16 protein-coding genes are annotated in these 22448 nt (G+C 47.2%); 5 read left to right on the top strand and 11 right to left on the bottom strand.

What is annotated here, in order from left to right:
- Window positions 1-148 precede the first annotated feature (148 nt).
- Complete coding sequence (locus IAQ59_RS04885; protein WP_209329664.1) at window positions 149-925, top strand: zinc metalloprotease; 777 nt, start codon at window positions 149-151, stop codon at window positions 923-925.
- A gap of 44 nt (window positions 926-969) precedes the next feature.
- On the opposite strand, the gene IAQ59_RS04880 is transcribed toward IAQ59_RS04885, so the two are convergent.
- The 4 genes from IAQ59_RS04880 to carB all read right to left on the bottom strand — a co-directional run bounded on the left by IAQ59_RS04880 (window position 970) and on the right by carB (window position 6141).
- Window positions 970-2091, bottom strand: coding sequence for a hypothetical protein (locus IAQ59_RS04880; RefSeq protein ID WP_209329663.1), 1122 nt, complete (start codon window positions 2089-2091; stop codon window positions 970-972).
- 183 nt (window positions 2092-2274) lie between these two features.
- A complete protein-coding gene (locus tag IAQ59_RS04875) occupies window positions 2275-2748 on the bottom strand; it encodes a hypothetical protein (RefSeq protein ID WP_209329662.1) in 474 nt (157 codons plus the stop codon).
- A 109-nt stretch (window positions 2749-2857) separates the two neighbouring features.
- Window positions 2858-3109, bottom strand: coding sequence for a DUF4834 family protein (locus tag IAQ59_RS04870; RefSeq protein WP_209329661.1), 252 nt, complete (start codon window positions 3107-3109; stop codon window positions 2858-2860).
- Between the two features lie 212 nt (window positions 3110-3321).
- Window positions 3322-6141 carry a carbamoyl-phosphate synthase large subunit gene (gene carB, locus IAQ59_RS04865; RefSeq protein ID WP_209329660.1) on the bottom strand — a complete coding sequence of 940 codons (2820 nt, stop codon included), beginning with the start codon at window positions 6139-6141 and terminating at the stop codon, window positions 3322-3324.
- A gap of 146 nt (window positions 6142-6287) precedes the next feature.
- On the opposite strand from carB, the gene IAQ59_RS04860 reads away from it, so the two are divergent.
- The gene (locus IAQ59_RS04860; protein ID WP_209329659.1) at window positions 6288-6956 is read left to right on the top strand and encodes a metallophosphoesterase; all 669 of its coding nucleotides are present in this window, start codon (window positions 6288-6290) and stop codon (window positions 6954-6956) included.
- Window positions 6957-7008: 52 nt separating this feature from the next.
- Here IAQ59_RS04860 and IAQ59_RS04855 read toward each other — a convergent pair whose 3' ends face one another.
- The 3 genes from IAQ59_RS04855 to gcvP form a co-directional block, all read right to left on the bottom strand.
- Window positions 7009-8361, bottom strand: a complete 1353-nt coding sequence (locus IAQ59_RS04855; protein WP_209329658.1) for a RagB/SusD family nutrient uptake outer membrane protein — start codon at window positions 8359-8361, stop codon at window positions 7009-7011.
- 13 nt (window positions 8362-8374) lie between these two features.
- The gene (locus tag IAQ59_RS04850) at window positions 8375-11374 is read right to left on the bottom strand and encodes a SusC/RagA family TonB-linked outer membrane protein (protein ID WP_209329657.1); all 3000 of its coding nucleotides are present in this window, start codon (window positions 11372-11374) and stop codon (window positions 8375-8377) included.
- A gap of 200 nt (window positions 11375-11574) precedes the next feature.
- A complete protein-coding gene (gene gcvP / locus IAQ59_RS04845) occupies window positions 11575-14460 on the bottom strand; it encodes an aminomethyl-transferring glycine dehydrogenase (protein WP_209329656.1) in 2886 nt (961 codons plus the stop codon).
- Window positions 14461-14662: 202 nt separating this feature from the next.
- On the opposite strand from gcvP, the gene IAQ59_RS04840 reads away from it, so the two are divergent.
- Together IAQ59_RS04840 and IAQ59_RS04835 are read left to right on the top strand one after the other, a co-directional pair.
- Window positions 14663-16162, top strand: coding sequence for a M28 family peptidase (locus tag IAQ59_RS04840; protein WP_209329655.1), 1500 nt, complete (start codon window positions 14663-14665; stop codon window positions 16160-16162).
- Between the two features lie 124 nt (window positions 16163-16286).
- Window positions 16287-16904, top strand: a complete 618-nt coding sequence (locus IAQ59_RS04835; RefSeq protein ID WP_245189435.1) for a hypothetical protein — start codon at window positions 16287-16289, stop codon at window positions 16902-16904.
- A 166-nt stretch (window positions 16905-17070) separates the two neighbouring features.
- Here IAQ59_RS04835 and IAQ59_RS22725 read toward each other — a convergent pair whose 3' ends face one another.
- The 3 genes from IAQ59_RS22725 to IAQ59_RS04820 form a co-directional block, all read right to left on the bottom strand.
- Window positions 17071-17253 carry a type II toxin-antitoxin system RelE/ParE family toxin gene (locus IAQ59_RS22725; RefSeq protein ID WP_209329654.1) on the bottom strand — a complete coding sequence of 61 codons (183 nt, stop codon included), beginning with the start codon at window positions 17251-17253 and terminating at the stop codon, window positions 17071-17073.
- A gap of 159 nt (window positions 17254-17412) precedes the next feature.
- Complete coding sequence (locus IAQ59_RS04825) at window positions 17413-17622, bottom strand: ribbon-helix-helix domain-containing protein (protein WP_209329653.1); 210 nt, start codon at window positions 17620-17622, stop codon at window positions 17413-17415.
- Between the two features lie 207 nt (window positions 17623-17829).
- A complete protein-coding gene (locus IAQ59_RS04820; protein WP_209329652.1) occupies window positions 17830-18657 on the bottom strand; it encodes an OmpA family protein in 828 nt (275 codons plus the stop codon).
- Window positions 18658-18834: 177 nt separating this feature from the next.
- Here IAQ59_RS04820 and IAQ59_RS04815 point away from each other — a divergent pair, with 177 nt between their 5' ends.
- Window positions 18835-21039 carry a B12-binding domain-containing radical SAM protein gene (locus tag IAQ59_RS04815; RefSeq protein WP_209329651.1) on the top strand — a complete coding sequence of 735 codons (2205 nt, stop codon included), beginning with the start codon at window positions 18835-18837 and terminating at the stop codon, window positions 21037-21039.
- 20 nt (window positions 21040-21059) lie between these two features.
- Here IAQ59_RS04815 and IAQ59_RS04810 read toward each other — a convergent pair whose 3' ends face one another.
- Window positions 21060-22421 carry a DEAD/DEAH box helicase gene (locus tag IAQ59_RS04810; RefSeq protein WP_209329650.1) on the bottom strand — a complete coding sequence of 454 codons (1362 nt, stop codon included), beginning with the start codon at window positions 22419-22421 and terminating at the stop codon, window positions 21060-21062.
- Between the last annotated feature and the right edge of the window lie 27 nt (window positions 22422-22448).

Here is a 22448-nt window from a genome sequence, read left to right as displayed (position 1 = left end):
ATCCATATCATTTGGATAACGAAAATTACTGAATTTGAATCAATTTCCGTTTCCTTTAAGTTAATCAAGGCGGCTTTTTTTTATGGGAGTTGATCATTTTAGCGAAATAGTTCGTTATGGAATCATTAAAAACAATTAATCATAAAATATGCGCAAAGGATTACAGGGTTTAGTCTTAACGTTTGGATTGGCCATGCTGAGTTTTTCCTGTTTCGTAGATCGAGATAGGGTGGTCGAGGATCCGTTTGTTGGAGAACCTGCGGCCAGGACTGGCGTGGGGCAATTGGCGAATCAGCTTCTTTCCGCCGATAGATTTACCCGCCTTGAAGTCGAGGTGGTGTATATGCGAGGGTTTCGTCCAACCAATCAGATGATGACCGAAATGGTCTCTTTTTTGGAAGACTACACGCACAAGCCGGATGGGGTGATTTTTAGGGAGCGTGAGATACCCGCAGGTGGGCAGCAAAGTTACACCGTGCAAGAGCTTTTGGATTTGGAGAAGGAACATCGACAGCGGTATAATGAGCGAAATATTATGACGGTATTTCTCCTAGTGGTAGACGGATACTTTTCGAGGGATGAGGAGGAAACGTTTGCACTTGGAGCAGCCTATCAAAGTTCCAGTATGGTACTTTTCGGGCGTAGGATCGCCGAAAATTCAGGAATCCTCAGGCGCCCGGGCCGGGAGATGTTGGAAACTACCGTGGTGCTACACGAGTTGGGACATTTGATGGGGTTGGTTAATAACGGTACGGACATGGTAGAAGATCACGAAGACGAAGAGAATGAAGCCCATTGCGACAATTCTTCCTGCTTGATGTATTGGGCTGTGGAGACCAACCGTGTGTTTGGGATGATGGAGACCTCTATACCCCAGCTGGATCAAAAATGCCGGGACGATATCCGAGCAAATGGTGGACGGTAAATTCACCGACTTCCTTATTTTGGAAGCCGGTGAAGGGGTGTTTTTTACTTGATATCAAATAAGTTGGGATGTTTTTTGCTGATTCGCCAGGCAATACCGAGATTAACTAGGTAATCTGCGAAAGCCGCATCTCCATGTCGGATATTGTTAGGGGTAGAGGCTGCTATATCTGTCACGCTACGGGTTCTGTTTCTGATGATCGCCACAGGAATATTGAGACTTAGGGTAAGATCTTTAACCATATAGCTGACTCCTGGCTCTACAGATACCACATATCCCGGACGTCTAAAACCTTCGTTTCCACCAATGAGGTCTCTTACCGGCACGCCCTCAACTCTCCCCCCAAGGGAAATCCCAAGGGTATGGGCGATGACTGATTTGAACATTCCTGCACGGAAGGCATACTGGTCAGGAACGGCCATAATCGCTTCATTGGCTAGGATGGGGTTGAGGGTCTCTCTGAAGGTTCGGGTGCCGTTTGTTTCCCTTGGATTAATGAGGTAAAACCCGTCGTAGTATATGATAAATCCATTCTTTAGAAATCGAAGGCCCTGTGTGTCCAAAATCAACCCAACACCTCCGTCACCAGGTTGAATAGATTGGTCTACCGGTCGTATTTCCGGCTCCCCTTCTGGCCCTACATGGTAAAAGGTACTGCTTGCACGGTAATTTCCCGTGGGGAGTTTTATACTTGCGCCCAAGGCCATATTTCCATTTTTAGCTTTATCGCTTTCGAATAGCCAATAGCCAACGCCCACCCGCGCATCGGCAATCCCTCCGGAATAGCTTGGGTGCCTGGAGTTACGACCATGTTCGTAGAGCGAACTACGTTCGTTATATACAAATGGCAAGGAACCCGCAAGGAAGAGGCGATCGGTGAGAGCATAACTTAAATTGACATCTACAGAATGGGACCAATTGATCACTTCGGTGTTATTTGCAAGGCGGTCAGGCTCTTCATGAGTGCCCCGAAAGTGCCTAAATGACTTGAAATAGCGGTAGTTCAACCCCACGTTAAAGTCTCCCTTTTGCAGGATCTCTCCCTGATTAAGGGAATTGCCAACGCCCGAAAATTGCCGGATGGCGACGCAGCCCTGAGCAGACAGCTCAAAAGCATGCAAGCAAGTGCTCGCTATGAGCACGAGTAAGTAAGAATATGGTTTCATAATTAATTTGGTCAGATGTAAAGAGATAAAATGATAGCATGTTGCCACAAATGGAGGCAGGAGTACATCGGATACGCATTTTGGGTGCCTACCTCAGTTTAGTGCAATGCCTAAACAGGCTCGTGGAATTTCCCACAGCCTTCAATAACGTTTTCCCACAAGGGAATGGAAGTTATCTTGATTTTATGCCTTTGGGGGAGGTGATATTACGTCTAAATGGATACGTTTAAGGCAAGTTAAAAAATACGAAGAGACCTCTGGAGAGGTTTCAGTTAAGTGCTTAAACGACATGGGAGGGTGCGGAGGTAAGTAATCCTTAATGATGCTGGAGGTAATGATCACCTCTTTGCCGGGGTCTTGGGTTCCCTCTGGGATTAGTGACACCACCCAACTTCGCAAAGTTAGGTCTAGCTTTATTTGTGCGTGATCAGGTACGTAGACGAGCTGAAAAGCATCGTTTACAAATCGTTTTTTGATACCGCGGTATGCAACCCCTTCTAAAAGGAAAGGGATATTGGTTTGGTGAAAATCTTCGTTATCGATCATATAGGGAATCCGCATGGGGATTTCCAACATCAGTTGGGTATCGGGATCTTCCAAGTGGATCTTTTCAATCCATACTGCTTCCAAGTGGTACTGGTAGGCAACATAAAACATGTAATACCCAAAGTGGTACAAAAAAAAACATATCAGCAGCAATATAGAGGTGCCCCGTCTCATTCAGGGGTAAATGTAGTTAAAAAATCAGAAGGATCAAGTGGTTGAGTTAATCTTTAACCTCTTCGTAATCAATGTATTCTCCGCTTCGCGAATTTCCTCGGGAGCCCCGTTTGTCTTTTGGGATGTAATCCACGTTTACATTTCCATCTTTAGGTCTGGTTTGCTGCCGGTATTCTGCCCGCTGCGATTCGTTTACCTGATCTACAAATTGCTTTAGCTTGCTTCTCAGAAAATACTTCACCAAACTGGAGAGCACCCAACCGATGGCTATGAAGAATATGATGAGTTTAAGAATCATGCGTATGTTTTTAATCCGTAAGGGCTGGCTTTCGTAATGCTACTAAACATCACCAAACCCACTTTCAAAGCAGTTTAGTGGCAAGATAGCCAATTTAAAGGCTTTATACGATACTTAACACGGGAAAGCGCCAAAAACGTTTCCCTTCCGCGGGTTTTTGAGGGAAGAAAAAGGGCAGGAGGCTAAAAACTTCCTGCCCTCCAAGCATTTTTCTATTTGCTCAAATAGATGTTTCTTTCTGAGTAGATTTTCAAGAAGAAGTCGTCCATCAGGTCATCGATAAAGTATATTGCTTCACCGGTCGATTTCATTTCAGGTCCCAATTCTTTGTTTACATTGGGGAATTTATGGAATGAAAATACAGGTTCCTTGATCGCATAGCCTTTTTTAGTTGGGTTAAACGTGAAGTCGGTCACCTTGTTGATTCCCAACATCACCTTGGTCGCATAATTAACATAAGGTTCTCCATAAGCTTTGCAGATAAAGGGAACGGTACGTGACGCCCGTGGATTGGCCTCGATTACGTACACGATGTCGTTTTTGATCGCAAATTGAATGTTGATCAACCCTTTGGTTTTAAGTGCTAGCGCAATGCGTTCTGTATAGGTTTCGATTTGTCGCATCACATAATCGCCTAGGTTGTAAGGCGGAAGTACGGCATAAGAGTCTCCAGAGTGTATACCCGCGGGCTCTATATGCTGCATAATGCCGATGATGTAGACGTTTTCTCCGTCGCAGATGGCATCTGCTTCCGCTTCTATAGCTCCTTCCAAGAAGTGGTCCAGCAGGATCTCGTTGTTAGGGATATCCCGCAGCACGTTTACCACATGCTCTTCGAGTTCCTTTTCATTGATCACGATTTTCATACCTTGTCCACCCAGCACATAGGACGGCCTTACCAGCAGTGGAAACCCTATTCGCTTGCAGAGTTCCAATGCTTCATCTGTATTGTGAATGGTGCCAAACTCAGGGTAAGGCACATCATTTTCTTTCAAAAGGCTTGAAAATCTACCCCGGTCTTCGGCCAGATCCAAGGCTTCAAAGCTGGTGCCGATGATGGGGATGCCGTATTTATCCAGCTTTTCGGCGAGCTTTAGCGCAGTTTGACCGCCCAGCTGAACGATGACGCCTATGGGGTTCTCATGTAGAATGATTTCGTAAATATGCTCCCAAAATACCGGCTCGAAATATAGCTTATCGGCAATATCAAAATCAGTGGAAACCGTCTCAGGGTTACAATTAATCATGATGGTTTCAAAGCCGGCTTCTTTTGCGGCTAGCACACCGTGCACACAGGAATAGTCAAACTCGATGCCTTGACCCACGCGGTTTGGACCCGATCCAAGAACCACGACCTTCTGTCGATCGGAGGCGCTGGATTCGTTTTCTTCTCCGAAACTGGAATAATAATAAGGTGTTTGTGCTTCAAATTCAGCAGCGCAGGTGTCAACGAGTTTATATATTCGTTTGATGCCCATTTCGTCCCTTCGTTTGTAGAAGACTTCACTTTCTAGGCATCCGAGCAAGTGGGCAATTTGCCGGTCGGCATAGCCTTTGTGTTTGGCGAGTTTCATGAGGTCCACAGGAATGGACTCCAAGGTGTGCTCGGCAATTTTACTGTCCAAATGAACCAGTTCTTCGATTTGCTTGAGGAACCACTTATCTATTTTAGTGAGATCCTGAATGGTGCGGAAGGAGATGCCCAGCTTAAAGGCATCGTATACGTGGAATAGTCTATTCCAACTAGGATTGGCTAGACTATAGAGTATTTCATCTTGATTTCTAACTTCCTTGCCATCCGCTCCTAATCCGCTGCGTTTGATTTCCAATGACTGACAGGCCTTTTGGAGAGCCTCCTGAAAATTACGTCCAATACCCATTACTTCGCCTACGGCTTTCATGGAAAGTCCCAATCGTCGGTCTGATCCTTTGAACTTATCGAAGTTCCATCGTGGTATTTTAACAATCACGTAGTCAATAGCTGGCTCAAAGAAAGCGGAAGTGCTGCCCGTGATGGAGTTTTTCAGCTCATCCAAGTTGTACCCTATGGCCAATTTGGCGGCAACCTTAGCGATGGGATATCCGGTGGCTTTGGAAGCCAATGCGGAAGAGCGGGATACCCGCGGGTTGATTTCTACACCGATGATGGTTTCGTTGTCAGGGCTGACGGCAAACTGAACGTTGCATCCGCCCGCAAAATTGCCGATACCATTCATCATTTTGATGGCTAGTGTACGCATGCGCTGATAAACCGGGTCGGGAAGTGTCATTGCAGGAGCCACAGTGATGGAGTCTCCGGTATGTACCCCCATGGGGTCAAAGTTCTCGATCGAACAGATAACGACCATATTTCCAATCGAGTCTCGAAGTACTTCCAATTCGTACTCCTTCCAACCCAAGATACTCTGTTCAATCAGTACTTCATGCGTAGGTGAAGCCTGTAGGCCTGCCATCAGGGCTTTTTCGAAGTTTTCGGCACTGTTTACAAAACCACCGCCGGTACCTCCCAAGGTGTAGGAAGGTCTTATCACCAAGGGGAATCCGATCTCCTGAGCAATTTCCTTGCCTTGCAAAAAGGAAGTGGCCGTCCTTCCCACGCATACGTCCACCTTTAGTTTTTCCATTAAGGCCTTGAATTTTTCCCTGTTTTCGGCCGTTTCTATCGCATCGATATCCACTCCGATCATCCGCACGTTGAACTTGCTCCAGATCTCAGCCTTGTCGCAATCAATAGCCAGGTTTAAGGCTGTCTGACCTCCCATCGTGGGGAGTACACAATCAATATCCGGGTGGTCTTTTAGGATCTTGATGATCGATTTTTTTTCCAAAGGAAGGAGATAAACATTGTCCGCTGTCACCGGATCGGTCATGATCGTTGCCGGGTTGGAGTTGATGAGGGTAACAATAATTCCCTCTTCTCTCAGCGACCTGGCGGCCTGGGAACCTGAATAGTCAAATTCGCAGGCTTGTCCGATAATGATGGGGCCACTTCCGATAATCAGTACATGTTTGATGCTGCTGTCTTTAGGCATGCTAAAATAAGGTTTTGAGTAGAATTTACTTCTGGCTAAATTGGTGCAAAATTAGGGAAATTATTGGAACATGCACCTTGTCTGTATCAATAACTGTTGGAAAGTCTGATTTGGCCCCAAACAGGTTATCCTCTAAATCATACATAATGGATGCAACAAAAAGGAATCTCTTTGTAATAGGGGACGTACATGGATGCTGGCATACTTACATCAAATTGTTACAGCACTGGAATCCGGAGACGGAGTTGTTGATACAAGTGGGCGATTTGGTGGATCGGGGTCTCTACAGCAATCGTTGTTTAGAAAAGTCCAAGGAACTAGAGGAAGGATTCCCCGGCCGAGCCGTTTTTTTGAAGGGGAATCACGAACTGATGATGATAAAATACCTAATCGGTGAAGATCTGCGAAATCATTGGCTAGTGAATGGTGGTAAGGAAACATTGAGTTCGTTTGCCAATGTGGAGTCACTAGCGGAGGAATGGGTAGATTGGCTGGGTCGCAGGGACTTGTTTTGGCAAAATGACGCCGTTTTTGTTTCCCATGCTGGTATATCTCATACCAATGACCCCTTTGTGGAGGAAAATCGGCATGGTATCCTATGGAATAGGGGGTTGCTGAGGGATTTAGGCAAACTACAGGTGATTGGACATACACCACAGATAAATGGGAGAGCTACTTTTATCAGTGATCCACCCTCTTGGAACGTGGATACGGCGGCTTTTCGGGGTGTCTGCCTGACCGGCATCAAGCTAGATATGGCTGGAGCATTATTGGAGGAAATCAACATCCCGACAGACCCTAGAGATATATCGTAAAAAGAAAGCGCGTAAGCCATTCGGCCCACGCGCTTTTCAGAAAGGGAAAATATCAATATCCCGGATTTTGGACCAAATTCGGATTTAGATCCAGTTCCAGCTGGGGAATAGGAAAAACGAACTGTTGCTGTGACGGAACACCTAGCATCTCCGTTGCGAGTCCGGTTCTGGTCAAATCAAACCAGGTCTCAAACTCAAACATCATTTCCCGCCGCTTTTCCAGTTGAACCTCCCTGGTGAACGCTTCAACAGAACCGGGGTTGGCAATAGGGCTGATACCTGCTCTTTGCCTTATGGTATTTAAGCTGGCCAATGCGGCATCACTTACATTTCCGTCAGCTTTCGCGCGGGCCTCCGCATGGATCAAGTACACTTCCCCTAGCCTTATGATCGGGACATTCTGGTTAGGTGGGTTGAAATTTCGATACTTGCCTACATACAATTGCTCGTTGCCTGCCACATCCAGTGCTCTTCGAATGGTGAATGACCTACGAAGATCTGTATCGACAAATAGCTCTTCTGCCGAAGCTCTTGCGAAGAACTCTTGTCTGGATGTAGGATTGGCGTTTGTCACAAAGGTATTGGGTGTCTGTTGATCAAATTGAAGTTCAAACAGGGATTCGGATGAATTTTCTGTAGTCCAGATGTCCGCAAAATTTTCAGCTAGTGCATAAGCCCCATTTCCAAGGACTTCTTCGGCCAATTGTGCTGCTTGAGCAAAGTTCCCTGTATATAGTTGGACTTTTGCCAAAAGGGCTCTTGCAGCCATGCCACTTGCCCGTCCTTTTGCACTTCCGCTGGCGTTAAGAGGTAGGTCGAGTGCTTGGGTAAGATCTGCGATGATAGCGGCATACACCTCCGATGTGGAATTCCTCGATACCCTGAGGCCTACACTAGTGGTCTGCTGGGTCGTAGGCTCCAGAATCAGCGGGACATCCCCCCATCCCCTTACGAGGTTGAAGTACGAAAGTGCCCGAACAAATCGGGCTTCACGCACAAGGTGCTGTAGAGCCGTATTGTTGGTGAAACCGGCTATGCGAGGGGCAAACGTGATGATATTGTTTGCCGCATTGATGGTGTTGTAAGCGGCTGTCCATAGGTTCAATGACCATGGGTTATCTATTCGGACGTTAAAGTTCTGAAATTCTACATACTCCGGAAAGCTGGAAATGTGGGCCATATTCCCCGCGGCAAACTCAGGAATAACAACGAATGCCTGTCCGTAGCTTGCGCTGGCGGTTAAGCTTCTATACGTGCCTATGATGGCGGTACGAGTGGTCGCTTCGTCTGCAAAAAACGTGGCTTGGCTGAGCTGGTCGATCGGTTGTTTTTCGATAAAATCATTGCAGGAAGTAAATCCTGTACCAAGCAGAAGTCCTAATACTAATGTTTTTATGTGCTTCATATTCAAAAGGGTCTTAGAAGGTGATGTTAATTCCGCCAGTAAAAATCCGCGGCTGAGGGTAGTTGCTGTGATCTGTACCGTAGGCAATTCCGTCGCTCGACATGGCGTTTACCTCAGGGTCATAACCCGTGTATGCAGTAAACACAAAGGCGTTTTGAACGGTCGTGTAGATACGCATGTTGTTGATTTTCAACCGGTCGGTTAGGGCGCTTGGAAGGGTATATCCTAGGGTGATATTTCGTAGTCGGAAGAAAGATCCGTCTTCCACCCATCTGGTAGAAACAGCCGCATTGTCCAGACTGCCGGGTGAAGGACGCGGAACATCGGTGATATCGCCAGGTTGCCTCCATCTTCTTGTCCACATGCTGTCACCGTTGCCGCTGAGGTTGAAGCCAGACAAACGGTAGAATGCGGTGTAATTGTACAGTTCTACTCCTCCTACAAACTGGCCCATCACACTAAAATCAAAATTTTTGTAGAAGAAATCATTGGTAATTCCTCCAAAAAGGCGTGGATTGGGGTTCCCAATAATTTGTCTATCTTCTTGCCTGGTGGGTGGTCCCAACGTTCCATCCGTGCGCTCGAAGTCAATCATGCCGTTTTCTGGGTTAACGCCGTGCATGACCCAGCCAAAGAAGGATCCTAGCGGTAACCCTTCTCTTGCGATATTGAAATTGCCTATGCCTCCCAGGAGATCACCTTCCGGTAGAGCCATCACCTCGTTTCGGTTGAAGGTCATGTTCAATGAGGTGTTCCAGATAAATTCTCCAGTCAGGTTTCGGGTTTTCAGCTCAAATTCAAAGCCTCGGTTTTGAATTTCTCCCAAGTTGGTGAAGGTGTTCATATAGCCGGAGGTGCGAGGGATCTGAACTCGAATCAGCAAATCACGGGTGTTCTTGATGTAATAATCAGCCAGTATACTAATGCGATTGTTGAAGAGCGAAAAGTCCAGGCCCAAATTGATTTGCTCGGTTGTCTCCCAGCCCAATTCACCATTGCCATATACGTTTGGCAGGAATCCCGGCTGTTGGTTGTAAACCTGACCTCCGGAGAAAAGTATCTGGTTTACGTAATTGGGGATCTCTTGGTTTCCAGATAAACCCCAACTGGTACGAAGTTTCAGGTTTTCGACCACCCCGTTGCCCCGAAGGAATGCTTCATCTCCCATTCTCCATGCGAAGGCTACGGAAGGGAAATGTGCGTACCGGTTAAGGGCTCCAAACCGTGAAGATCCGTCGATCCGATAATTTGCCGTGAACAAATATTTATCCTGGATACTGTAATTTACCCGCGAGAAATAAGATAGGATGCTCCATTCTTGTACAGTGGCATTTGCTCCACTGATAATGCCCCCGGCACTAATGATGGGGATTTCATTGAAAGGGAAATTCGTTCGGCGGGCATCCGTAAACGAAAATTTGGATTCCTGCACAGACATACCCAAGATCGCATCGATTCGGTTGTTGTCGTTTAGCTCTTTCTGGAATTGGAAATAATTTTCGTTCAGCCACAATTGGTCCTTGGTGATCCGGCTGCCTCCTAGGCCTATGCCTTGGTTGAAACGTACACCGTTTGGTGGCAGAAAGAAATTTTCTTCAATCGTACTTAAGTCTACCCCAAAGTTGCTTTTAAAGCCCAAGTCTTTTGTGATTTTGTAGGTTAAGCCCGCATTCGTCAGGATTCGCAGGTTTTCGGCCGTGTTGGTAGGAAGGGTAAGCCAAGCGACAGGGTTTTCACGCGAAGTTACCTGCGGATCAAAAGCCCAATTTCCCTCAGCGTCTCTAACTGGGATTGTGGGGGGAGTCACCAATCCGTTACGAATAGGTGCGGATCGGGAGTTTTCTTCCTGAATTCGTCTGTTAAACGCATTGGTCAAATTCACGTTTGCATTGAACTGAAGGCGGTCGCTGTGCTGATGGTCCAGGTTTAGCCGGAAGCTATACCGATTGAACCCCGAGTTTTTGATGGTACCTTCTTGGTTGTAGTAGCCAAAGGACGTGTAGTATTGTGTTTTATCGCTACCTCCCGTAGCTGATACTTCGTAGTTTTGGATGGCTGCTGTTTGAAAGGTTTCCCGCTGCCAGTCGGTATCAACGGTCGTGTCCAAAATGGCAGGGTTTGGAGATCCCCCTTGTGGCCGATAGCTCCATAGGTCTTGTATGTAGTCTACGTATTCTTCCGAGTTCATAAAGGGTAGCCACCGTTCCCTAGGTACTTCGGAAAAGCCCGCGTATGCGTTTACGCTTACTCGGCTTTCATTTGCTCGACCTCTTTTGGTGGTCACTAGCACCACCCCGTTGGATGCCCTCGCCCCGTAGATGGCGGTGGCAGCTGCGTCTTTGAGAATTTCAATCGAGGCAATATCGCTTGGGTTGATCGAGGCGAGGACGTTGATTCCCTGATCGGCACCTCCAAAGTTGAAATCCTGGCCTCCGGTAAAGTTGGTAGAGCTGTTTACCGGAACACCATCAATCACGTAAAGGGGTTCAGAGCTTGCATTTATCGAAGTTGTTCCCCGGATTCGAATGCTGATGCCCCCTCCGGGCGTACCAGAGTTCTGCGTAACCTGTACTCCTCCGGCTTTCCCTTGAATAGCCTGGGTTAGAGACGGCAGCGGATCTTTATCAATCTGGTCGCTGCTGATGGAGCTTACCGCACTGGTAAGGCGTTTTCGGTCCATGGTGCCATAGCCGACCACAACCACTTCGTCAAGGCTTCTTTGTTCTTCCCGCAAAGAAATCTCGAAGCGAGTTTGATTACCAATAGTGACTTCTTGTGTAGCCATCCCAATAAACGAAAAAACCAATGTCTTACCAGAAATTGGCACATTTAATCGAAAGGCTCCGTTGGTGTCTGTCACGACGCCGTTACCGGTTTCTTTGACCATAATACTTACGCCCGGAAGGGGCTGCTTATCCTCTTCGGAAACAACCCTTCCAGTGATCTCAGTTTGGCCAAACGACCAAAAATGGATCAAAATAATTGAGTTAAATAATAGAATGATTTTTTTCATAAATAGATTGGTTGATTTGGTTTGTAGTATTACTGTGATCGAAGATATTGAAAAATTATATATTATGAAAATATCAAATTAATATGGTGATATATTGTAATAAAAACCGTTTATGCAAGACCTAATTCTGATGATATACGCAAAAAAAAAGGCATTCCTTTCAAGGAATGCCTCATTAGAGTTATGGGTTGAAATATAGGCTACTCTGCCTCTGCGTAAGACTCAACGGGTACGCAACTGCAAATGAGGTTTCTGTCTCCGTAAGCCGAATCAATTCGGCGTACGGAGGGCCAGAATTTGTTTTCCCGCACAAAGGACAAAGGAAAGGCCGCTTTCTCTCTGGAATAGGGGAAATCCCAACTGCTTGCGATTACTAAATCTGCTGTGTGTGGGGCGTTTTTGAGTACGTTGTTTTCTTTAGGGGCCGCGCCGGTTTCTACCTCACGAATTTCTTCCCGAATAGCTATCATGGCTTCACAAAACCGGTCGAGCTCTGCCAATGATTCGGATTCGGTGGGTTCCACCATTAGTGTTCCGGCTACTGGAAAGGATACCGTAGGTGCATGGAAACCATAGTCCATGAGGCGCTTGGCGATGTCTTCTACTTCAATACCGACCTCTTTGAAGCTACGGCAATCGAGGATCATCTCATGGGCTGCCCGGTTATTTTTGCCCGTGTAAAGTATGGGGTAGTGTTCTTCTAGTCTAGACTTAATGTAATTTGCATTCAGAATGGCTATTTTGGTTGCCATGGTCAGCCCCTCTCCACCCATCATGGCAATATAGGCATAGGAGATGGGCAAAATGCTCGCACTTCCAAAGGGAGCAGATGAAATGGCGGGGATCGCATTTTCACCTCCGGTGCTCACAAAGGTGTTTCCCGGTAAAAAGGGCTTGAGGTGTTCCGCTACGCAAATAGGTCCCATTCCGGGTCCGCCCCCACCATGGGGAATACAAAACGTCTTGTGTAAATTCAGGTGACAAACATCAGCACCAATACGACCGGGACTGGTGAGGCCCACCTGCGCATTCATATTGGCGCCATCCATATAGACCAGTCCACCGAACTCGTGAATGGTTTGACAAATGTTTTGGATGGCTTCTTCGAATACGCCATGGGTAGAAGGGTAGGTCACCATTAGTCCGGCAAGGTTGTCCTTGTGGGTAGCGGCTTTTTCCTGTAGGGCTTCCACGTCGATGTTTCCGCGCTCATCGCAGGGAACCAACACTACCTTCATCCCGGCCATTACAGCTGACGCAGGGTTGGTGCCGTGTGCGGAAGTAGGAATGAGTACCACGTCTCTATGCGCTTCGTTTCGATGATGATGGTATGCACGAATGACCATCAATCCGGCATACTCTCCTTGGGCTCCCGAATTGGGCTGCAACGAGGTGTCGGCAAACCCGGTAATTTCACTTAGCCAATTTCTCAGGTCATGGAACAACTCATAATAACCGGCCGCCTGATCTTGCGGTGCAAAGGGGTGGATTTGTCCAAATTCGGGCCACGTAACCGGAATCATTTCAGATGTGGCATTCAGCTTCATGGTACAAGACCCCAACGAAATCATGGAATGTACCAATGACAAATCTTTGGACTCCAATTTTTTGATATAGCGAAGCATTTCATGCTCTGCGTGGTACCGGTTGAACACCTCGTGAGTAAGGAATTCGCTGTGACGTTGCAGCTGAGCAGGAATTGGGGAGAGCAGCTCTTGAGGCGGATCTAAGCGAACCAACTCTTCACCTTGTATGCTTTTTGCAAACACCTGTACTACTTCCTCAGCGTCTTGAAAGCTTTTGGTTTCATCAAAGGCAATCAAGATGGCATCATCTTCGTAGCGGAAATTCATTTTTTGGGAAAGGGCAAAGGTTCGCACCTTTTCCGTCAATGAAGGTTTTACGTTAACCTTAATGGTGTCAAAATACACTTGGCTGCTGAGATCGAGACCGAGTTTCTGTAATGCTTGTCCCGTGAGGACAGCCAGCCCGTGAACTTTGGATGCAATTTCCTTCAGGCCTTTCGGGCCATGGTATACAGCGTACATTCCGGCCATCACGGCCAACAGCACCTGAGCGGTACAGATATTTGAGGTGGCCTTTTCTCTTTTGATATGTTGCTCCCGAGTTTGAAGCGCCATACGATAAGCTTTTTTACCGGCTTTGTCCACCGACACGCCGATGATTCTTCCGGGAATTTGGCGCTTAAAGGCGTCTCTTGTGGCAAAAAATGCTGCATGAGGTCCGCCGAAACCCATCGGAACCCCAAAGCGCTGCGTGGTACCCACCACCACGTCAGCACCCATTTCACCAGGGGACTTAAGTAGGGTCAGGCTCAATAGGTCTGTAGCGAAGGCAGTCATTACATCTTGTTCTTTTGCGCTTGCCACGAGAGATGAATAGTCGACAACCTCTCCGTTTGCGTTAGGGTATTGCACCATGACGCCGTAAAGTTCAGGATCGGTCAAATCCAGTTCGGATAAAGGGCCCACGTGAAGGTTTATTCCCAAGGGCTGGGCTCTGGTATGTAAGAGATCTCGGGTATGAGCATATACTTTCTCATCCACAAAATAGGTGTTGGCCGATTTTTTGGTTCGGGGCTTGGAGGCGTGAAGCATGGTCATGGCCTCAGCCGCCGCTGTCCCTTCATCTAGCAGGGATGCATTGGCCAGTTCCATTCCGGTCAGGTCGATGACCACCGTTTGAAAATTAATCAATGCCTCCAGCCTACCCTGAGCGATCTCCGCTTGGTAGGGGGTGTAGGCGGTGTACCATCCGGGGTTTTCCAAAATGTTGCGCTGAATCACCCCTGGCACGATGGTGTCGTAGTACCCCAGTCCGATAAACGATCTGAATATCTTGTTCTTTTTCGCCAGTTTATGGAATTTTTTCAAAAATGCATCTTCAGATAGTTCGGAAGGCAGATGTAGAGGCCGCTCTAGTTGGATGTGCTTTGGAATGGTTTGATCGATCAGCTCTTCTAAGGAGTTCGAACCAATACGTTCCAACATTTTTTGGATTTCTTCCGTAGAAGGAGCAATGTGTCTGTGGCGGAATTTAGTGGAGGGGTGGAGATTAATTTTCATAGAAGCGGAAAATATGATTAGTTTTGACGGCTGTCATCTTGATTTCCAAATGAAGGCCCAAAGGTAGGAATAATTTGTGGTAAAGATTGTGTCTAAAAACAATATCGTATACGTTTTGATTTCTCTAATTTTGTGGTCTTGAATGACGAAAAAGTAAGTGTAGAATCTTGAAATAGGTTCCAATTTAAACCTCAAATGAATAATGGTAAATAAAAGGTATGTTTTTGGGTGTGTGATCGCCCTGTTTATGTCATTTGGTGCGGAGGCACAGTTAGCTGATCCGGTAAAGTACGCGGCCACGATTCAGGTGAAGGATTTGGAGAGGCATCTGACTTACCTGGCCTCGGATGAACTAGAAGGCAGGGATACCGGGGAAAAGGGTCAAAAGCTGGCAGCGGAATACCTCAAGGACTTTTATCGGGCTTTGGGACTGAAAGGTCCGGTAAACGGTGATTATTTCCAACCGTTCCAGCTCTCAAGTATTTTATGGACAGAAGTTGCGTTGCAAATCGGAAGAAGCAAGCTGATTGAAAATGAGGACTTCGTCTTTATGGGAGATGGTGATATGAAAAGGGCGGCAAAGGCCGATCTTGTCTTTTTGGGTATAGCAAGTGATGAAAACCTTGCTAAGGTAGATGTTAGCGGTAAACTGGTCGGGCTATGGGCCATCGGGGAGCGGGCGAGCAGTTTTGCAGATAAAATCATGGATAGAGGTGCGGCGGGTATCGTGGTAGTCACCATGGAAGGCCAGGCCAATTTTGATCGGATGGCAAATCGGTTTAAGTCTTTGGCAGGAAGAGGTAGAATGGGCTTTGATAAGCCTACGTTACAAAGGCCCATCTTTATGGTAAGCTCTGAAAAAATGGCAGAGATATTCGATACGCCGGTAGAGGAGCTAAAAGAAGCGGCAAAAGGAAAGCCCGAATCCATCAAAGCCCAAAAGGCGACGTATCGTGTGACCAAAAAGAAAAACTGGGTGGATACGGAAAATGTGATGGCATTCATCGAGGGTACCGATAAAAAGGAAGAGGTATTGGTGATCTCCTCGCATTACGATCACGTGGGGATTAACAGTGATGGACAGATCAATAATGGTGCTGATGACGACGGATCCGGAACAGTGAGCGTCATGGAGATCGCAGAGGCGTTCGCTTTGGCTGCAAAAGATGGATTCAAACCGCGCAGATCGGTATTGTTCTTAAATGTAACCGGGGAAGAAAAGGGCTTGCTTGGTTCGGAATATTATGCGGAAAACCCGGTGTTTCCATTGGAAAACACGGTGAACAACCTGAACATAGACATGGTGGGTAGAATTGACTATGAATACGAAGGCAAGGAAAACCAAGACTATATCTACGTGATTGGGTCTGAAATGCTATCATCGCAACTCAAAGTCATAAGCGAATACAATAACATGACCTATTCTAATTTGATTTTGGATTACCGCTACGATGCAGAGGACGATCCCAACCGTTTCTACTATCGCTCGGATCATTACAATTTCGCCAAGCACAACATCCCTGTGATTTTTTATTTCAATGGCGTGCATGATGACTACCATCAGCCCACCGATACGGTGGACAAGATTGAGTTTGAATTGATGGAAAAAAGGGCAAGATTGATCTTTCACACGGCATGGGACCTGGCAAACCGTGAGCATAGAACGCCGGTGGATCGTGTAAATACACGTACAGATCGCTAAAGACCGAATTTTTACCCAAAAGCCCCGACCGACTCAGTATCCCTGACGGTCGGGGTTTTTTGTTTTTGGGGAATGTTTTTTTCGTTATATTTATCCATTGATAAACCGATACCCTGCATAGATTATGAGCAACGACCTCTTTCCATCTTCAGCATTCCGCGTATTTATAGCCCTGTTTACTGTTTTTGGCATTCATTCGGCCTGTGGTGCCCAGACGGTACAGGATAGGGCTGTGCAGATCAAAATGGCCGTTATGGCAGCACCCGAAGGTACCCGTGAGGGCGCCAAGGTGTATGGGTACGATGCGAATGGCAAATTCGTAACGCTGAGGAATGGCTCAAATGAAATGATCTGTATCGCGGATGATCCCTCCGCCAATGGCTTTAGCGTTTCCTGTTACCATCGGGACCTGGAACCTTTTATGGCAAGGGGCAGGGAGCTGAAAGATCAGGGAAAGAGCTTTAGGGAGATTTTTGATATCCGGGAGGAAGAGGTAAAGTCCGGCAAACTGAAAATGCCGAAGGATGGGGCCACGCTCTATGTGCTTACGGCTTCTGCGGATGAATACAATCCCCAAACCGGTGAAGTCGCCAACCCTTACCTACGCTATGTAGTGTATATTCCTTGGGCCACGCAGGAGAGTACCGGCCTACCGCTCAGCCCGGAGTCTCCGGGTATGCCTTGGATCATGGATCCCGGCACGCACCGGGCACACATCATGATCAATCCCCCGAAGAATTAGGGGCGAACTTCAAGATTCGATAGAAAAAGTGTTCCAAGTGGCAGGCATTTGATTTCTAGTAGGCTATTTCATAAGCCATTGCAGATGGCGTAAATGGGATTACGACTGCAAAGCAGGTAGGAGATAGTAGGATGTAGCGGATTCTAGACCTAGTTGAGGATGCCGATTATAAGTGACGTTGAAAGTCTTGTTGCTGGCTTAAAACACGCACAATCCTAATATTCGAATTGGAGTGCAAATAGAAAATACTGTGGGGTTTATAGTTATGCCGTTTAAGGTGTGGGTGAAATTCTGATGCGTCACGCCCGATATCCGGGCTAGTAGCGATTTTCCCTAGGCAGTTGAACAATTCCTCAATATAAACGAGGGTTTGTTTTCACTCCATTTCCCTAAAGAGTAATCAGCAATGGCGTCCAACTCATCGTCTGCCTTGACAGATAAAACGTTATTAGCCATGCTGTTTTACGCCGGGTTTTCCCACTGCCCTTTTCTTGGCAAGCGTCACGATTTATTCTGCGGTCCTGACTTTAGGACTTACACCACTCTGGAGTCCTTCTTGAATAGCCGCTTTGGTAAGTAAAAACTCCCTGTTTTGGTCTTCATCTTTCCGAACCAAATACCGCAGGTATTCAGCTTCGGTTTTATACCCGCCTTGCTTTACGGCAAAATCAATATACCGCCCTAAGGTTTCGCCGAAATCGATTGTTTTTCTACCCATAGTTGCTGTAATTATGCTGTAAATTTAACATATTTTCGGGGCAATCCTACGATAGCAGAAAAGAGTGACCCTGGCAGGGTCGTACAGGCCGAATAGTACGGCCACAAAATGGAAATCGGTAGTTGTTTTACGCAAAGGGGATAAAATGATTTTTTTTGGCAGCGTTTATTTTTACTCCCCCCCTACAAACAACTGATTTCGAGTCGGCTATTTTACTACCAGCTCTACCCTTCGGTTTTTCTGTTTTTCGGTATCCGTACGGTTGTGGCTGATGGGAGAGACGGGGCCTACACCGATGGCCTCCAGTTGGTGGGTGGGTATTCCTGCTTTTTTGGTTAGATGGTCGACTACGGCAGTCGCGCGTTTTTTGGAAAGGTCTAGATTATGGGCGTAGTTTCCGGTATTATCCGTGTGCCCTACCACATACACATTTACCGAGGGATTTGCCAGTAGAAAGCGGGCAATTTCATCCAGTGTTTCGGATGATTCTTGTTTTATTTCTGCTTTATCGGTGTCAAATAGAATACCATAGAAGATAGCCCGACCAGCGTCTAGCAATTCCTGTTTGATTTCTTCTGCGGATAGGATTATGGACTGGTCCATGGCTTCTTCCCGCACGGATTCTACCCGGTAGGTACCGCTATTGTCCGTAGAAACACGTGTCCACCAGGTTTGCCCGGACACCTTCACCATTAGGTAGACCTCCCCTCGGCTTTCATACTTGACCGACCCTCCTTTGGAGATTACGGCGTTTTTGTAGTTCTCAATTATCTCTGCAGCAGAGGGCCTTTTTTCAAACTCCCCCTGAAACTCAAACCAACTGTCAATAAAATACCCACTTTTTATGACGTCTTCCAACGATCCATCGGATGAGGTCATTTTGATTTTTAGCCGATTAAAGGCATTTTCTTCACAGAAACTGACCTTGTGGTTTGGTAGGTGGTTGAACAGCGGGTGCTGATCGCAGGCATATGCCTGTTCAGTCAGACCGAGGGACATAAAAAATAGCAGGTTGGAAATAAATATAGTCTTCATAGGATAACCTTTTGTCCGTTGATGGCAAAAATAGTGCAACTTTATGGTATTCTGATTATTTTTAGGTTGTCCTATTGTAAGTTTTTTTCACATCATTCAATCGTCTATTTGGCGGTATTGCCGAGTTCAGTAGGTAAATTGATTTATCTTTGTCCCCAAGTCCCAGTGTCTTTAGTCATGTCCAGAGAACTTCTGCTTATCACCCCTCCATTTACCCAGCTCAATACCCCATACCCTGCAACAGCCTACATCAAAGGTTTTTTGGGTACCAAAGGGATATCTTCGTTTCAGATGGATTTGGGAATTGAGGTGATATTGGAGTTGTTTTCTGCTCGGTCTTTTTCGCGGATATTTCAACTAGCGGAAGAAATGGAGGCCTTAAGCGCCAATGCCAGCCGTATGCTGGCTTTGAGAGAGGCATACTTGGGGCCGTTGGATCAGGTTGTCAGGTTTTTGCAGGGAAAAGATCTGCCTTTTGCAAGACAGATTTGCAGTGAAGGATACCTTCCAAAAGCGTCCCGGTTTGACCAACTGGACGACTTGGATTGGGCCTTTGGCCATATGGGCATGGTCGATAAGGCCAAGCATTTGGCCACCCTTTATTTGGAAGATCTTTCCGATTTTATCGTGGAGTGCGTGGATCCCCATTTTGGCTTTAGCCGGTACGCGGAGGTGCTCGGGCAGAGTGCCAATCAGTTCGACGAACTGTATGCTGCGCTACAGGATGCTCCTACCTTTGTGGACGATATTGCCTTGGATATTTTGAAAAAGCGGATTGCGGAGATCAACCCTACGATGGTGTGTTTTTCAGTGCCTTTCCCCGGTAATTTATACAGTGCCTTTCGTTGCGCAGGATGGGTTAAGGAGCATTTCCCCCAGTTGATTACCTGCATGGGTGGCGGTTTTCCCAATACAGAGCTTCGTTCACTGAAGGATTCTCGGGTATTCGAGTTCTTTGATTTCATCACCTTGGACGATGGGGAGCGACCCATCGAGCTGCTGATCGATCATGTGCTGACAGCGAAGACTCCATGCTCCTCCTTGCCTTCTCTCAAACGAACGTACATGCTTCTAGATGGACAGGTTTTTTACAACAACACCGCCACACTTCCAGATTATCGGCAAGCCGAAGTAGGTACGCCCGATTACAGCGATTTGCGCTTAGAGGAATACATTTCGGTGATAGAGATCGCCAACCCCATGCACAGCCTTTGGAGCGACGGGAGGTGGAACAAACTGACCATGGCCCACGGGTGCTATTGGGGGAAATGCACGTTTTGCGATGTGTCACTGGATTATATCAAGGTATACGAACCGGTAGCGGCCAAGCTGCTGGTAGACCGCATGGAGGCTCTTATCGAACAAACGGGTACCACAGGCTTTCATTTTGTGGATGAGGCGGCTCCGCCGGCGTTGATGCGGGAATTGGCGTTGGAGATCATCCGAAGGAAGCTCCATGTGACTTGGTGGACGAATATTCGTTTTGAAAAACGCTTTACCCGAGACCTTTGCCGTTTGCTGAAGCATTCGGGTTGTATAGCCATTTCAGGAGGGCTGGAGGTTGCTTCGGATCGTTTGTTGGCTTTGATAGATAAGGGGGTTACCGTGGAGCAAGTGGCGCGGGTCACACGGAATTTTACCGATTCGGGCATCATGGTTCACGCCTATCTGATGTATGGATACCCTACACAAACGGTTCAGGAAACCGTAGACAGCTTGGAAATGGTCCGTCAGCTATTTGAAGAGGGCGTGTTGCAGTCCGGTTTTTGGCACCGTTTTGCCCTCACTGCCCATAGTCCCATTGGGCTAAACCCCGACGCTTATCAGGTCGTTCCTGATCGGTCTGAGGTGACTTTTGCGGATAATGAGGTGCCGTTTCGGGATAAGACAGGGGTAGACCATGCCCGGTTTAGCTTCGGTCTGAAGAAGTCACTGTTTAACTTTATGCACGGCATAGGTTTTGACATGCCCCTTCAGGACTGGTTTGATTTTAAAGTTCCAAGGACTACCGTCGCCCGGGATTTTATCGTGAGCTGCCTAGAGACCGACGATTCCTATCAGATCAATCCATTGGGTAAGTTGATTTGGCTGGGAAGTCATCCCGTAGTGCATGAGCGGGTAAAAATGAAAAAGGGGCGTCGTTGGGAAATGTCCGAATGGACCATTCATACCTCGGGTGATACCTACACCATAGTCCTTGACAAGGAGGTAGGGACTTGGTTGCAAGGCTTTTTGGAGCAGATTCGGCCCGGCGTAAAGCGCTTGCTGACCTGGAAGGAGGCCAAGATGGCCTATGAGCAGATGGGGTTTGGGGATTTTGAACCGTTTTGGGTTTCCAAGCCCATCACTGTTTTGCGAAACGCCGGATTACTGCTGGTGTGATTTTCGACACAGCGGTCTGCTTATTTGTTTTTGTATTTGGATTGTGTTTTTAACTGGCTGCGGTTTTTCTTCGCTTTGGAGTTCTTGTTTCCTCGCTTCTTTTCGGTGGGCTTGAAAGGATTTGTGCCCGGGTTGCCTTTCTTTTCATGAAACGCACCTTTGAAGTCCGGGTTTTCCTTTCGCTTTTGCAGATCAATCTCCCGTTCATATTCTTGTTTTTCCACAAAGGGAGTAGGAGGGACTTCCACACCTTCTGGCAGACTGAGCTCTACAACCTGCATTCGGATGATGCCTTCAATCTTGTCGAAGTGATAGGCTTCTGCCGGATTGACGAAGGTGATCGCTTCCCCATCTTTTTCTGCCCTGCCGGTACGCCCTATTCGATGTACGTAGTCATCGTAGATGAGAGGTACATCGAAATTGATGACATGGCTCACTTCGGTGATGTCAAGGCCTCGAGCAGCGACATCGGTGGCCACCAATATGCGTACATCACCGGCTTTGAAGAGGTCCATGGAATGAATTCGGGTGTTTTGACCTTTGTTGGCATGGATTACCTTTACCTCGCCCAGGTCTCGCCGGCCCAGGTAATTGGAGACAGCTTCGGCATTTTTCCGGGATTTCGTAAAGACAATTACCCGTTTGAGCTCCTGCTGGCGCAGCAAAAATTCCAATAGGTGTATTTTCGTCTTCAAATTTGGCACGGCGTACTTGACCTGTCGGATCGTTTCGGCGGTGGTAGCTTGAGGGGTTACTTCCACCCTTTCCGGAAATTCAAGGAACTCCTGTGACAAAACTTCCACTCTGCCACTGAAGGTGGCGGAGAAGAGCATGTTTTGGCGTTTGACGGGGATAACCTCTAAGGTCGATCTGATTTGTGGCATAAATCCCATATCCAACATTTTGTCCGCTTCATCCATTACCATCGTTTTCAGGTCTCTAGTGAAGATTTCACCCCGGTTGTATAGATCCAAAAACCTCCCGGGAGTGGAGATGATGAGGTCCACCCCTTCTTGCAGTGCTTCAATTTGGCTTTTGGGTCCCACGCCCCCGTACAGACTCACGGATCTGAGGTCGGTGTATTTGGCAAACCGGTTCACCTCATCGGTAATCTGAAGAACCAGCTCTCTGGTAGGAGCGAGTACCAGTCCGCGGGGGTGTTTGCCCTGGGCGTATTTTAGCTTGAAGAGTAAGGGCAGTAGGTAGGCGGCTGTTTTGCCAGTGCCAGTCTGCGCAATGCCCAGCAGGTCATGACCGGCGAGCGCCAAGGGCAGGGCCTGTGCCTGTATAGGGGTTGGTTTTTCGTACCCGGCTTCGTTGATGGCAAGTAAAAGTTGTTTGTTGAGCTTAAAATTCTCGAAACTTTGCGGGGTATCGGACATGATTTTTCTAATTTTAGGTCGGAAAAG

The organism is Lunatimonas salinarum (assembly GCF_017811155.1).
Lineage (GTDB): Bacteria > Bacteroidota > Bacteroidia > Cytophagales > Cyclobacteriaceae > Lunatimonas > Lunatimonas salinarum.
The sequence above is the reverse complement of the archived record's forward strand: the minus strand, read 5'-3'. Positions and strand labels throughout refer to the sequence as shown.